This is a genomic window from Novacetimonas sp. GS1, assembly GCF_036686925.1.
GTDB classification, from domain to species: Bacteria; Pseudomonadota; Alphaproteobacteria; order Acetobacterales; family Acetobacteraceae; genus Novacetimonas; species Novacetimonas hansenii.
Genome location: NZ_VSZP01000001.1, coordinates 907,095 through 922,194, shown reverse-complemented (window position 1 = coordinate 922,194; position 15,100 = coordinate 907,095). Strand labels below are relative to the sequence as shown.

At 62.4% G+C, this 15,100-nt stretch carries 9 protein-coding genes and 1 tRNA gene; 3 read left to right on the top strand and 7 right to left on the bottom strand.

What is annotated here, in order from left to right; genetic code table 11:
- Positions 1–142: 142 nt before the first annotated feature.
- The 3 genes from FYB92_RS04145 to FYB92_RS04135 all read right to left on the bottom strand — a co-directional run bounded on the left by FYB92_RS04145 (position 143) and on the right by FYB92_RS04135 (position 2,748).
- Positions 143–673 (bottom strand): hypothetical protein, encoded by a 531-nt coding sequence (locus FYB92_RS04145; protein WP_003621865.1) that lies wholly within the window; start codon positions 671–673, stop codon positions 143–145.
- A gap of 322 nt (positions 674–995) precedes the next feature.
- The gene (cysG, locus tag FYB92_RS04140) at positions 996–2,462 is read right to left on the bottom strand and encodes a siroheme synthase CysG (protein WP_003621863.1); all 1,467 of its coding nucleotides are present in this window, start codon (positions 2,460–2,462) and stop codon (positions 996–998) included.
- Positions 2,463–2,598: 136 nt separating this feature from the next.
- The gene (locus FYB92_RS04135; RefSeq protein ID WP_167614000.1) at positions 2,599–2,748 is read right to left on the bottom strand and encodes a hypothetical protein; all 150 of its coding nucleotides are present in this window, start codon (positions 2,746–2,748) and stop codon (positions 2,599–2,601) included.
- Between the two features lie 190 nt (positions 2,749–2,938).
- Here FYB92_RS04135 and panC point away from each other — a divergent pair, with 190 nt between their 5' ends.
- Complete coding sequence (gene panC, locus FYB92_RS04130) at positions 2,939–3,820, top strand: pantoate--beta-alanine ligase (protein WP_003621860.1); 882 nt, start codon at positions 2,939–2,941, stop codon at positions 3,818–3,820.
- Positions 3,821–4,174: 354 nt separating this feature from the next.
- On the opposite strand, the gene FYB92_RS04125 is transcribed toward panC, so the two are convergent.
- The 3 genes from FYB92_RS04125 to FYB92_RS04115 are packed head-to-tail and all read right to left on the bottom strand — an operon-like array spanning position 4,175 to position 6,201.
- Positions 4,175–4,369 carry a Trm112 family protein gene (locus FYB92_RS04125; RefSeq protein WP_062809470.1) on the bottom strand — a complete coding sequence of 65 codons (195 nt, stop codon included), beginning with the start codon at positions 4,367–4,369 and terminating at the stop codon, positions 4,175–4,177.
- Between the two features lie 33 nt (positions 4,370–4,402).
- Positions 4,403–5,227: an LON peptidase substrate-binding domain-containing protein gene (locus tag FYB92_RS04120; RefSeq protein ID WP_003621855.1), complete on the bottom strand. Its 825-nt coding sequence runs from the start codon at positions 5,225–5,227 to the stop codon at positions 4,403–4,405.
- Positions 5,224–6,201, bottom strand: coding sequence for a tetratricopeptide repeat protein (locus FYB92_RS04115; protein ID WP_332828219.1), 978 nt, complete (start codon positions 6,199–6,201; stop codon positions 5,224–5,226). The genes FYB92_RS04120 and FYB92_RS04115 overlap by 4 nt, the downstream gene beginning before the upstream one ends.
- 206 nt (positions 6,202–6,407) lie before the next feature.
- Between FYB92_RS04115 and FYB92_RS04110 the strand changes: the two genes are divergently transcribed.
- Both FYB92_RS04110 and FYB92_RS04105 read left to right on the top strand, forming a co-directional pair.
- Positions 6,408–6,482 (top strand) — tRNA-Gly (locus FYB92_RS04110).
- A 1,227-nt stretch (positions 6,483–7,709) separates the two neighbouring features.
- Positions 7,710–12,740 carry an autotransporter-associated beta strand repeat-containing protein gene (locus tag FYB92_RS04105; protein WP_332828218.1) on the top strand — a complete coding sequence of 1,677 codons (5,031 nt, stop codon included), beginning with the start codon at positions 7,710–7,712 and terminating at the stop codon, positions 12,738–12,740.
- A 257-nt stretch (positions 12,741–12,997) separates the two neighbouring features.
- Here the strand turns inward: FYB92_RS04105 and FYB92_RS04100 are convergent, their stop codons facing one another.
- Complete coding sequence (locus FYB92_RS04100) at positions 12,998–15,097, bottom strand: HlyD family efflux transporter periplasmic adaptor subunit (RefSeq protein ID WP_332828217.1); 2,100 nt, start codon at positions 15,095–15,097, stop codon at positions 12,998–13,000.
- Between the last annotated feature and the right edge of the window lie 3 nt (positions 15,098–15,100).

The following is a 15,100-nucleotide window of genomic DNA, read 5'->3' as shown; positions in this document are numbered from 1 at the left end:
ATGAACGTTTAATGAAACATCATCTGGTAACGGAACATTTTACCACATATTTCATGGTATTCATTTTTCCAATACCTGAATCCCGGATGTGGCGTCCTGTAACACCACATCCGTGCGGCACGACCCGCAGGTTCCGTCCCCTTCAGGCATGGCCAATGGCGGGGGCAGCCGCCACGGATGTGTAATGCGGCGCGCAATGCAGCATCGGCCGCGCCACCCGCACCCCCAGCCAGTATCCCGCCCCCGCCAGACATGCGCCAAGCAGCGTGATGGCCGGCATCAGGCGCGTCACCACCCCGTCATGGTCGGATACATCACGCAGGGCGATGCGTGCTTCGTCATCATGACCGGCCTGTGCCGCCGCCGTGGCCGCCAGCAGGCGGCGTTCCACATCGGTTACATGCATCACCCCGGCCATCGCGATATCCAGCAGCGGCAGCCGCTGGCGCGCCATCCATGCCAGTGCGTTGTGAAAAGCCTGTGCCACATCGGCGAATTCCCGGCGATTGCATGGCAAGAACAGCCCAAGCGCCGAACGCGCATTGACCGACAGGCCCGCCGCACCGGAACATGAAGGCATCGGATGCACAGGCCCGACAAGACGGCGGACGGTCCATACCGCCAGTCGTTCGCCACAGGGAAGATCGGACAGAACGGTCGCATAACTGGACATGGCATTCCCGGACACGCGAAGTCCGGCTCCCTAGAGGTTTATCATGTCGCCGACCTTAGATGATAATGATTATCATTTTCAATATAAAAATCACACATACCCTCACTTCGGCGTGACCATGCGCGGATTTCCCCTTGCCAGGACAAACGACAGGACCGCGCGCAGGTTCTCATGCCGCAAGGGAACACTCCCCCGAAACAGGGGAAGGCCACAGCCCAACGGGAAACATCCGCAGTGATATATGCTGTCTTATCAACGGGCCGTTTGCACACGCCCTTTACAGGCATCGCGTGCAGGCCCCTGTTGCGCGCCGGTCGGAAATTTACGGGTCGGTTCGCGATGCGTCATGTGGTGACGCGATGGATGACGATGCAATAGACGGCGCTGCGATGGACGGCGATACCACGCGGTGCCGTACCACCTGTCCCACGATAATCAGCGCCGGGCTGCCGACCCCATTTTCACGCGCCAGCCCCGGCAGGTCGGCCAACGTGCCGGTAAAGACGCGCTGGTCCGGGCGGGTGCCGCGTTCGACGATGGCCGCGGGCCAGTCATCGGGCAGGCCATGGCGCGCCAGTTCGGCACACAGCACCGGCAGGGCCGCAACCCCCATGTAAATCACGATCGTCTGTCCCGGTCGCGCCATATTGGCCCATGGCAGGTCCAGCACCCCATCGGCGCGGGCATGGCCGGTCACGAACATGCAGGCCTGCGCACAGTCGCGATGCGTCAGCGGAATCCCGGCATAGGCCGCACACCCGTTGGCCGCCGTAATGCCGGGCACCACCTGGAACGGAATGCGTGAGTGCAACAGCGCCTCGATCTCCTCCCCCCCGCGGCCGAACACGAACGGGTCCCCGCCCTTCAGGCGCAGCACACGCTGCCCCGCACGGGCGCGACGGACCAGTTCGGCGTTAATCTCCTCCTGCGGCATGGTATGACGATTGCGCCGCTTGCCCACGAACACCAGTTCCGCATCACGGCGCACACGATCCAGCAGGTCGGGGGAAAGCAGTTGGTCATACAGCACGCAATCCGCATTCTGCATCATATGCAGCGCACGCAGCGTCAGCAGGTCAGGGTCCCCCGGCCCCGCACCAACCAGCCAGACCTCCCCCCCCGGCCCGTCCCCCGACAACAGCGCGTCCAGCACATCGCGCGCGCGCGCCATATCCCCCGCACGGGCGGCGGATGCGCCCTGCCCGTCCAGAAATGCCTCCCAGACGCGGCGGCGGCGCACGATGTCGGGACAGGCCGCGCCGACACGTTCACGCTCGGCCTGCATGAAACCGGCCAAGGCACCGGTACCGTCGGGAATCGTCGCCTCCACCTGTTCACGCAACCGCCGCGCCAGGACCGGGGCCGCGCCACCTGTGGAAATGGCGATACGCACCACGCCGCGATGAACCTGCGCCGGTGTGATGAAGGAGGAGGGCTGCGGGTCATCCACGGCACAGGCCAGCACGTTGAGGTCATGCGCAATCGCCGCGATCCGGCGATTCAGCGCGCGGTCATCGGTCGCGACATAGACCAGGCGGCAACCGGGAATGGCCGCGCGCACGGCCGCATCGGACGCATCCTGCGCGATATGGGTCAACACCCCATCTTCCACCCACCGGCGCATGTCCGCCACCAGACGGGTCGCGATGACCGAAATGCGCGCCCGGTGCGCCAGCAGCAGGCGCACCTTGTTCACGGCCACCTCGCCCCCGCCCACGACCAGGACGGGCACGTCATCAAGGCGCACCGCCAGCGGGAACCAGGCAGGATCGGAAGAAGAAAGGGTCATGCACCATTCACCGGCTGCGCGCCGGTGGCTCCAGAACACAAAGGGGCGCGCACGGAACGGGCCATGCACGCAATGGGAAAACGCGGGGCGGGCTATGGCGACTCTGCCACCGGACGGGCCGCCATGGCGCGCAGGATCAGTAGGAGGCGACTTTCTTCAGCCCCTCGGCATAGCCCCAGCGTTGCCAGTCGGCGCGATTATCCACCTTTCCCGGCGTGGTGGAGGCACATGCGGCAAGCGCAAGCACGAAGGCGAACAGGCCAAGGATATGGACGATGCGGGTCAAGTAAGCCTCCTGCTGGACACGGCGGCAACATAACAGAAAAGCGAACCATCGGTCACGACCCATCATGCAGGTGGCGTTTGCATATTGCGCGCGCTGCACGGATAACCGATCCACACGTAACCGATCCACATGGGCGACGCCACCGGCGCGCCCACCCGTCGCCCACCCCCGTAACAGGACACACGGCCCCATGACGACCACCGCGCACATGACCATCGCCCACACCGTCCACGACCTGCGCACGCGCGTCATGCAATGGAAACGCGATGGATTGCGCGTTGGCATGGTGCCAACGATGGGTGCGCTGCATGACGGGCACCTGTCGCTGGTGCGGGCCGCGCGCGCGGCATGCGACCGTGTGGTGGTCAGTATTTTCGTCAACCCGACGCAGTTCGACGATGCGTCCGACCTTGCCGCCTATCCCCGCACGGTGGAGGCCGACGCCGCACTGCTGCGCACGGCGGGGGTGGACGTGCTGTATGCGCCGGACGCCGCGCAGATGTATCCCCCCGGCTTTGCCACCACCATTTCCGTGCGTGGCGTGTCCGAAGGGCTGTGCGGTGGCGCGCGCCCCGGCCATTTCGACGGGGTGGCCACCGTGGTGTGCAAGCTGCTGATGCAGGCGCTGGCGGACCGTGCGTTCTTTGGTGAAAAGGATTTCCAGCAGGTGCATGTGGTACGCCGCATGGTGACGGACCTGAACCTGCCGGTGGAAATCGTCACCTGCCCCACCCGGCGCGAGGAAGACGGCCTGGCCATGTCATCGCGCAACCGCCGCCTGTCCCCCGATGCCCGCACCCGCGCCCGCGCCCTGCCGCAGGTTCTGGCACACTGCGCCGAACGGATCGCGGCCGGGCATGATGTGGCCGATGCCCTGCGACAGGCGCATGCCGCGCTGCTTTCAGCGGGGTTCGCGTCCGTCGACTACCTCGAACTGCGCGATGCGCGCGACCTTGCGCCAATGACGCAGACACCCACTACCCCCGCACGCCTGCTGGCGGCGGCGTGGCTGGATTCAGTCCGCCTGATCGACGGGGTGGACGTCGCGGCCGACATCCAAGAGACTGTCTGAAAACAACTCATTGATAAAAAACAAGAAAAGTTTTGGGTGCTGCCTTTTGATCGAGAAAGGCAGCGTCTTTCGAAGCTTTTTGGAAAAAGCTTCACCAAAAACTTTTATAATTTCAGTATGTTATATCGCCTGACGTTTCAAACAGTCTCTACGGCGCAGGCATATGCCGCCAGGGGGCATGGCCCCCGCACTTTCACCGGCGCTATCCGGCTTTTGCAGACCGTTGCGGCATAAACAGGGTTAAGGGGGCAGGGATCGCACTCCCCGTCGGGTCAGGGCCACGTTGGGTCAGGGCCGCGCCCGTGGCTGGTCCGTGCGCCAAGGGCGTCACATGGCGAAAGGCCAGCCCACAGATCAGTCCGCCAGGCGACGCGCCTCGTCAGGGAGCATGATGGGGATGCCATCACGAATCGGGAAGGCAAGGCCCGCGCCCTTGCTGATAAGTTCGCCGGCCTCGCGGTCATAGACCAGCGGCCCCTTGGTCACAGGGCACACCAGCACCGACAGAAGACGGGGATCGAGCGGTGGGAAAGTAGGCTTTTCGGTCATTGCGGGGCGGCCTCCTGCATAAATCATGTTGGATCAGGACGGGGATGCACCCTCGTCCGGCTCATGTCCAGCCATGTCCAGCAGCGTGCGCAACGTATTGGCGCGTTCCGCCAGCGTCGCGGATTCCAGCAATGCCTGTTTTTCCGCCGTCGCGAACGGACAGATCATCGGCAGCATCACCAGCAGGGTCACGTCGTCCATTTCATACAATGCATCCCACTGCGTGCTCAGCCCCTGCTGCGTGCAGAACCGGCGCAGCGACTCCAAAAGGCGCTCCCGGTCATAGGCGACGTCCTCGTCCGGGTCGGTCACATCGGCGGCAAAGCCTGACACGTCGATGCGCGCGACACGGTATCCCCGGCGCATCCCGGCCTCGCGCAGCAGGCGAAACCGCGCCAGTCCCGTCAGCGTGATGCCATATGTGCCATCCGCGCGTTCGGTCATGGATGTAATGCGCCCGATGCACCCCACCGAATACAGGGGCGGGGTTTCATCCGCGCCCCCCGGCAGGCCGCCAGCCCCACCGGCCCCACCGCCATCACCGTTGCCGTCACCATCGGCGAACACCCCGTCACCGGGCGTCATAGGTTCCGCCATGCCCATGCCGGGCCAGTCGCGCGTCTGGATCATGCCGATCATCCGGCCTTCACGCATCGCATCTTCCACCAATGCGACATAACGCGGTTCGAACACGTTGAGCGGCAGCTTCCCATGCGGCAGCAACATGGCCTCATTCAACGGGAACAGGCCGATTTCCGCCGGAAAATCCGCCAGCGTCATGTCCTGTATCAGCGGGATGCGGCGCGGGATGTCGTCATGTTCGACCACATGGCCGACCCGGTCATGGCGTGGCGTCATGAAAACAGCAGCGAGGACATGCGCCGACGCGCCGCCACCGTCGCGGGATCGTCATGGCCCCATGCCTCGAACAGGCGGATAAGCTGCAGGCGCGCACCGTCATCCTTCCATGCGCGATCTTCCTTCATGATCGTCAGCAGTTCGTCGGCGGCCTCGGCCTTCTTTCCCGCCGCGTTCAGCGCGGTCGAAAGCGCGAACCGGGCCTCGTAATCTTTGGGGTTGGCAACAAGGCGCGCGCGCAGGCTTTCCGCCTCCTCCGCTGCCTTGCGGCCTTCACGCTTGAGGTCGAGGGCCGCGCGCGCGCCCTTGATCTCCGCATGTTCCGCAATGGCCGCGGGCACGTCACGCAGGGCGTCGGCCGCCCCTTCCTCGTCCCCCATGACGATCAGGGCGCGCACCAGCCCGCCCCACGCGGCGGGATTTTCGGGTTCGATCTCCAGCACCTGCGAATAGGCGCCGGCCGCGGCCTCCGCCCGCCCTTCGTCCAGTTCCTTGCGCGCCAGGGCGATCAGGTCGGCCGCAGGCAAGCCCCCCCCCGCCGCCTTGAGCACACCTTCGACAAAGCGCCGGACCTCGCTTTCGGGCTGTGCGCCCTGAAACAGGTCAAGGATCTGCCCCTGCCAGAACGCCGCGACCAGCGGGATCGACTGCAACGGCAGGCCGATTTTGCCCAACTGCTGCGCCAGCGCCTGATTGGCGTCCACATCAATCTTGACCAGGCGCACGCGGCCACCGGCCGATGTCACCACCTTTTCGATCACGGGCGTCAGCTGTTTGCACGGCCCGCACCACGCGGCCCAGAAATCGACCAGCACCGGGACCGTGCGGCTGGCATCGACCACGTCACGCATGAAGGTGTTCTGGTCACCATCCGAAATCACGGCCGCCCCGGCGGACGGCGCCGCACCCGGCGTGGCGGCGGGGGCGCCGGGACGCGTGTTGGGGGACGGGGACTGACCGATGATATAGTCCATGGAAACTTGATCCTGCCTTGGCTTTGTGTCTTCGCCACCGCATCCCCTGTCGGGGCCGGTGGCCTGCGTTTCATAACGATAGATTGTCATTCCCACGGCGTCGCGCAACCTCAGACCGGGCAGATCAAAAAAAACATCCCACCCTGCATTTTCCCCCTTGCGCCACAGATGCTTATTGCGTAAACACCGCTTCACCGACACGGAGCGCGGGCGTAGCTCAGGGGTAGAGCACAACCTTGCCAAGGTTGGGGTCGTGGGTTCGAATCCCATCGCCCGCTCCAGTTTCCTTACAGGAAACAATCGGACACGAGAAAGCCGCCGCAAGGCGGCTTTCGTCGTTTATGGCCCCCTCCCCCCATCACAAAAACAGGCACCATGACCGGGCATCGACCCATCCCATGCCACCAGCACCAGATCGCGGGCCGGTCCCCTTCCCCCTGATAAGGGATGATCTGAAAGCAACCTGTTGAGAAAATAAGACAAAGTTTTTGGGTGCTGCCGTTTTTCAAAAAGGCAGCGTCTTCTGAAGCTTTTTGGGAAAAAGCTTCACCAAAAACCTTTATGATTTCATTACGTTATTAATCCTGACTTTTCAAACAGCCTGCTAAGACATTACTTGAGAAGCAAGGCCCGGCAATAACCTGAATTCGTCAATGGACCGGATGGTTTTTTAAAACTGTCGCCATTCCCAAAGCTTTTTGAAAACTCTTCGAAAGGCGTTGCCCAAAAACTTTTCCTATTTTTATCAACGGGTTGTTTTCAAACAGTCTCTCAGGAAGAGTGAAATGACGCCCGGCCGCAGTGTTTGCTCGGACTATACCACCCCCCCCGCAAATAAACGACGCGGTATCGTTATTCAGATTCCCGCATGGAAATCCCGGCATTCGCCCTTTCCCGATGCCATGAAGGCATAAGCGTGATGTACCCACCATCCGATCTTTCCTGAAAACGACCGAAGGAGTCGCGAATGGGGGCGACAGCACATGCCCCGCACCGGCTCCCTTCGCGCATGCCGGACAGATATTTTGTCGTCACCTGCCATCACGAAGAAATTCCTGAATTACAAGTAGGAAACAAATCCATCACTTCCAGACACCGAAACTGGACTCCCCACGCGGGTCCAGACCACAGGTTCTCTTGGTTTTTTCATGAGATATCCACCTCCACATAGGAAATAAATCTTGTAATTGTTTTTTGACCCCGAATTTTATTGCGATACACCACCGCATCTATTTGAAAAAATTCTTTTCAATTTGAAAAATTCCTTTACTTCGAAATAAAACCCTCCTACGTGGAAATTATATTCCCGATATATAAATGTTTTCAAAGCAACATTTTTCCGCGCATTACATGCCGAGGGCCAAATGTTACGATCAGGCACCGTTAATTTCCTTACAAAACAGGCATTCCATTCCCGGTGGGGCACATATCATGCGTGTCTCAAGGTTTCGCTTCTGTCGGCAAGCTGCCTGATTTTCGTTGTTCCGGCCCGGGGCTTTGCGCAATGCGTGCCGACCACGACGACCGTGGGCACGACCACGGTTTCAAGCATGACCTGTAGCGGTAAAGTGGGTGACACGACGACCGCCACCACGTCCGGCACCGCCCTGATCGGTAAAGGCAACAGCACGCCATCGTATAATTCCGTGACGATCGGTTCGGCCGCGACGGGCGCCACCGACACCGTCGTCAGCAATGACCGCACGGTCATCAGCCTTGCATCCGGCACGACGACCACCCCCAATACCATCACGATCAACGGCACGGTTGACAGCGGCGGCCTCAATCAGGGGCCGGACGGCATTGGCGGCAACGCCATCGAATTCGGCAGTTCCACGAACCTGACGATCAACAAGGGCGGTTCCGTCATTGTCGAGGCCACGGGGTCGACCAATTCCGAAGCCATCAACCCGACCGGGTATGACAACACGATCACCAATTACGGCACGATCGACACCAAGAACAACGCCGCCGACATCTGGCTGCAGGGTTCCGACGCGGTGGTCGGCACCAACAACGTCAACACCATCGACAATTATGGCACGATCACCGCCGGGCCGGACGGTACAGGCAGCGTCATCGGCAACAGTGACGCCAGCGTCGTGCATTTCACCAACGAAAGCGGCGCCACGATCAACGGCAACATCACGCTGGGTGATCTAGCCAATGTCGTGACCATGGATGACGGATCGGTGGTCAACGGCAATGTTGATGGCGGCGGTTCAAAGGCGACGCTTGTCCTGACGGGCGCCACGGGTGCGGATACGCTGTCGGGCACCGTCAGTGGCTTTGGCGAACTGGACAAGGATCAGGGCGGGACGTGGACCGTGGGTTCGGCCACCGCGCCGTTAACCGACCTCAGCCCCAACCTGGCGGTCAATGTCAATGACGGCACGCTGATCCTGGCGGGTGACACATCCGTGACGCAGGCACAGGTCGCGATCAATGGCGGCACGCTGCAACTTGGCACGGGCGGCACGAATGGCTGGATCAGCGGCATTACCGTCGATAACGGATTACTGGCGTTCGACCGGTCCGATACGAACACATTCCTGGGCGACATCAACGGTACAGGCGCGCTTAGCCAGATCGGCACCGGCACCACCATCCTGACCGGAACCAGCACCTATACCGGTGGGACGACCATTTCGGCCGGAACGTTGCAGATCGGCGATGGCACCACCACGGGATCCATCACCGGCAATGTCGCGGATGCGGGGACGCTCGCCTTCGACCGTTCGGATGTGTCCACTTTTGGCGGTGCGGTTTCCGGCACCGGCGCGCTTAGCCAGATCGGAACCGGAACCACAATCCTGACCGGAACCAATACCTATACCGGTGGGACGAATATTTCCGCAGGGACATTGCAGATCGGCGATGGTGGCACCACCGGCTCCATTACCGGTGACGTTGCCGATGCGGGAACGCTCGCCTTCGATCGTTCGGATGTGTCCACCTTTGGCGGTGTCGTCTCCGGCACCGGCGCGCTCAACCAGATCGGAACCGGAACCACAATCCTGACCGGGGCCAGCACCTATACAGGTGGCACGAATATTACCGCAGGAACGCTGCAGGTCGGCGATGGGGGCACCACGGGGTCCATCACCGGTGACGTTGCGGATGCGGGAACGCTCGCCTTTGACCGTTCCGATGTGTCCACCTTTGGCGGTGTCGTCTCCGGCACCGGCGCGCTCAACCAGATCGGAACCGGAACCACAATCCTGACCGGGGCCAGCACCTATACAGGTGGGACAAATATTTCCGCAGGAACGTTGCAGGTCGGCGATGGTGGCACCACCGGCTCCATTACCAGCGATGTTGCCGATGCGGGAACGCTCGCCTTCGATCGTTCCGATGTGTCCACCTTTGGCGGTGTCGTCTCCGGCACCGGCGCGCTCAACCAGATCGGAACCGGAACCACAATCCTGACCGGGGCCAGCACCTATACCGGTGGCACGAATATTTCCGCAGGGACGTTGCAGATCGGCGATGGGGGCACCACGGGGTCCATTACCGGCGATGTTGCGGATGCGGGGACACTTGCCTTTAACCGTTCCGATGTCTCCACCTTTGACGGTGCGGTCTCCGGCACGGGCGCACTCAACCAGATCGGGACCGGAACCACGGTCCTGACCGGGGCCAGCACCTATACCGGCGGCACGAATATTACCGCAGGGACGTTGCAGGTCGGCGATGGGGGCACCACCGGCTCCATTACCGGCGATGTTGCGGATGCCGGAACGCTCGCCTTCGACCGTTCGGATGTTTCCACCTTCGGCGGTGCCGTCTCCGGCACTGGGGCGCTCAACCAGATCGGAACGGGCACGACTGTCCTGACCGGAACCAACACCTATACCGGTGGGACGAATATTACCGCCGGAACATTGCAGGTCGGCGATGGTGGCACCACCGGCTCCATCACCGGTGACGTTGCGGATGCGGGAACACTCGCCTTTGACCGTTCCGATGTGTCCACCTTTGGCGGTGTCGTCTCCGGCACTGGGGCGCTCAGCCAGATCGGAACGGGCACGACTGTCCTGACCGGAACCAACACCTATACCGGTGGGACGAATATTACCGCCGGAACATTGCAGGTCGGCGATGGTGGCACCACCGGCTCCATCACCGGTGACGTTGCCGATGCGGGAACGCTCGCCTTTGACCGTTCCGATGTGTCGACTTTCGGCGGCACGGTTTCCGGCACGGGCGCGCTTAGCCAGATCGGAACCGGAACCACAATCCTGACCGGAACCAATACCTATACCGGTGGGACGAATATTTCCGCAGGGACGTTGCAGGTCGGCGATGGCGGCACCACCGGCTCCATTACCAGCGATGTTGCCGATGCGGGAACGCTCGCCTTCGACCGTTCCGATGTGTCCACTTTTGGCGGTGCGGTTTCCGGCACCGGCGCGCTTAGCCAGATTGGCACGGGCACCACGGTCCTGACCGGAACCAATACCTATACAGGTGGCACGAATATTTCCGCAGGGACATTGCAGATCGGCGATGGCGGCACCACCGGCTCCATCACCGGTGACGTTGCCGATGCGGGGACGCTCGCCTTTGACCGCGCCGACACAACCACCCTTGGCGGCAATGTATCAGGCATTGGGACGCTCAGCCAGATCGGCACCGGCACCACCATCCTGACCGGAACCAATACCTATACCGGTGGGACAACCATTTCCGCAGGGACGTTACAGGGCAATACCAACAGCTTTGGCACAGGGGATGTCGCCATCGCATCGGGTGGCGACCTGACCCTGACCAATGGCGGCACGTTCACCAATACCCTGTCCGGCGACGGCACACTGACCAAGGCGGATGATGACAGCACCCTGGTGGTGTCGGGGGATGGCACGGCCTTTGACGGCGCAACCGATGTGCAGGGCGGCGCCCTGACGGCCACGGGCACGACACTGGCGAATTCCATGGTGACGGTCGATGCCGGCGCGACCCTGAATGGTAACGGCACGATCGGCGGGGCGGACATCCGGTCGGGGGGCACGGTGTCCCCCACCAGCACGACATCCGCCACGGCCACGCTGAACGTGAACGGCAATTACAACCAGGAAAGCGGCTCCACCTACATCACCCATGTCACGCCCGGCACCGACAGTTCGGACCAGATCGCCGTGACGGGGGCCGCGACCATCGCATCGGGCGCGACGCTCGATGTGATCAAGACGGTGGCAGGGTCCTATACGCCGGGTTCGGTCTATACCGTGCTGAGCGCGGGTGGCGGCGTCAGCGGCAGTTCGACAGGCGGCACCCTGTTCCAGCACCAGGGCGAATTTGACCTGACCGCCCTGTATGGCCTGGAGGAAATCGACAACGCCAACACTGTCCAGCTTGTCGTGGTGCAGAACGCCACGACAAGCGACATGGCACAGACCACCAACGAACGTGGCGTGGCCAAGGCAGTGGACAGCATCGTCCCCGCGCAGGCAGGCACCACCACGCTGGCGACCGCGATCGGGTCCGAAGCGACGGCAACCGGCGTGCGCGAAGCCCTGAACCAGAGTTCGGGCGAAATCCATGCCTCGATCAAGGCGGCGATGCTTGATGACAGCCGCTTCAGCCGGGACGCCGCGTTCGACCGCCTTAACGATGCGTTCTGTTCCATCGGGCCGAACGCCCCGCGCCGCATCAGCCAGCAGACCAGAAACCGCGCGGCGGGGGACTGCATCCCCGATCCACGGCGCCTGTCCTTCTGGGGCGGGGCCTTTGGCGGGTGGGGCCATTATGACGGCAACGGCAACGCCGCGCGGATGGGGCAATCCATTGGCGGTTTCCTGTTCGGGGCGGATACGCGCGTGGGCGAACACTGGCGCATCGGGGCGATGGCGGGGTTCAGCCGTTCCAACTTCGACGTCAGCGAACGCATGTCCTCCGGCTCCAGCAGTGATGTCTATGCCGGGGTATATGGCGGCAGGCAGTGGGGGCGTCTGGGGCTGAAACTCGGCGCGACCTATACCTATCATGACATCTCCACCCGCCGGTCCGTCATGGCGCCCGGATTTTCCGCCAGCCCGCGCGGCCGTTACGACGCCAACGGGGAACAGGGGTTCGGGGAACTCAGCTACCGGCTGAATGCGGGGCCAGTGGTGATTTCACCATTCGCCAACGCGGCCTATGTCAATCTGCGCACCTCGGGCTTTCGTGAAAGCGGGGGCGAGGCCGCGCTGACGGGCCATGCGGGCAATACCGATGGCGTGTTCACGACCGTGGGTTTCCACAGCTTTACGGATTTCCGTATCGGACGCATGGCGGTGCGCGCGCAGGGCACGCTGGGCTGGCGTCGCACCTCGGGCATGAGAACGCCCAAGCAGAAGCTCGACCTGTCCACCGGGAATGGCGACGATACCGGCTTTGCCGTTTGGGGCGTGCCGCTGGCGGCGGATTCCGTGGTCGTGCGCGCGGGCCTGGCGATGCAGGCAGCGCCCGGCGTTACGGTCGGCCTGTCCTATGGCGGTATGTTCAGCACTGCCAACAGCTATCAGGGTGTGACCGGGAATGTCCGCGTCAACTTCTGATTCCGGCGATGAAATGAAAGTTTTTGGGGATTTTTTGCAAAGGCCGTGCTTGTTCAAGGGACAGGGCAACGCCTGAAACTTTCCCCATTCTTTAGAAATCGTTTGAAAACAAACCATTGGGAAAAAATAAGAAAAGTTTTTGGGTGCTGCCGTTTTTCAAAAAGACAGCGTCTTCTGAAGCTTTTTGAAAAAAGCTTCACCAAAAACTTTTATGATTTCAGGATGTTATTGATCCTGACTTTTCAAACACCCTGCCCTTAAAACCCGCTTTCACGGACCAGCAGCGACGCGGCCCGGCGATAGACCTGAAGGGCAAAGCTGCTTGAGGGGGCATCCAGCACCATAAGGCCGAATATCCGTGCCGCAGGCGCAGGTGCAGGCGCGTCCACGCGGGCCACAACACGATAAAGCGGAAGATCGGCCTGCCAGGTGTCATGCCGGTCACGATGCACGGCCACATGGCCGCCCGATGGCTGCGCCAGTTCCAGTTCCTCGATGGCCTCCGCATTCGCATCCGACACACGCTCCACCGTCAGGCAAAGGGGCGGACCACCCGTTTTCGACCAGAAACGCCCCTTTGTCCCCGCGTGAATCCCACGGATATCGGTTTCCCCAACATAGCCGACAACAACGCCCGGCCCCTGTGAAAGAAGGCTGAACAACGGCGTGTGCTTTGGAAAGACTTCGCCCTGATACGCCTGCGGGTCAACATCGACCACGACCCCATCGAATGGCGCGCGGATATCCAGTGCGTCGATGCGCCCTTCGGCTGCGGCCACGTCGTGGCGTCCCCGCGAAACCTCCTCCTGCGTGTCGGCCATTGTCGAAAGCATGGCGCGGTCGCCGGACTCGCCCGCGAATCCCGCGCGCCGCAACTCGGCCAGACTGGTCTGAAGCCGGGCCTGGGCCACATCGCGACCGGCCTGCAGGTCCTCGGACACCAGATGCGCCACCACCTGCCCGCGCGTCACCTCTGTCCCCGGCGCCAGCAGCCAGACCAGCGCGCCCGCTTCGGCGGTCCTAAGCCGCGCCTGCATTGCCGGGCGCCACAGACCGTCCACCCGCACCGTGCGGTTCCATGGCACGACCGCCACCAAAACCCCCACCACCATGACCCCGAGCACGACGCCCCGCCGCCACCTTGATGCCGCCTGCATCAGCCTGCCCCACTGCCGGATTTCACGCAGGATCGGCCCGACCAGAAAAAACCAGATTTCGATCCCGAACAGGACGATGCCCAACGCCTTGAACACCTCACGATAAACCAGAACCGCGATGCCCAGAAACAGGAAGAAGCGATAGACCATCGAGGCAAAGGCGTAACACAGCACCCCGATGGCCCGGCCCCTGCGCATATGTTCGGGCGGGGGCGCCTGATGTCCGAACAGCCATGTCCGCAACTGCCAACGTCCCAGAGCATAGCCCCGTGATTGCAGATTGGGCACACCCAGCAGGTCGGATGCGATGTAATACCCATCAAATCGCATCAGCGGCGACAGATTCAACAGCACGGCGCTGATCCAGACCGACCCGCTGAGCACAAGTGCCGCCTGCCGCGCGCCGCCATCAGGCAGGACCGCCCACAGTACGGAGGCAACCGCCGCCAGAACCAGTTCCGACAGCATCCCCGCCGCATCAATCGCCACCCGCCCGCGCGCATCCTGCAACCACCATGCATCGGTGGTATCGGTCCAGAAAACCGGCATCAACACCAGGAATGCGACCCCCATCGCGGGCACGTCACATCCCATGCGCCGGGCCGTGATGCCATGCCCGAACTCATGCACCAGCTTGGCCGCACCAAGGGCCAGTGCAACCGAAACCAGCCCGCGCATCGACAGCAATCCATGCAGTCCCGCGCGATACTCCTCCCATCGCAGGGCAATCCCCCAGAACCCAAGCAGCGACAGCACACCGACCCCGCCCCAGAACCAGCGCGAAAACATCCAGCCACACCAAGGCAACATGGCCGAAAGCAGGGCATTGGGACGGACCAGCGGAATGCGCAGGAACAGGTAATGATGCAACAGCCACTGCCATATTCCCTGCCGTTGCGCGGCGCGTTCATGCGCCAGGGTGGCGGGCGAAACAGCATCCACCAGATGCATCCTGTGGCAGAATTCCGCCACGGCCATGACTTCACCCGGCGCGCACACCCGGCCCATGACGGCCGATACGCTGTGTGCGATCGCCTGCGCATCGCCCAGCGACCAGTGAACCAGAATTTCCGTTTCCTTCCAGCTCAGTCGAAAAAACCGGTTGGAGACCGGATCATGCAGGGTCCATGTCGGCAACCCGTCCAGCATGGGGCCGCGCACAAGGTCAAGGTCATCACGCAGTGGTGGCCAGTCCGTCATTCC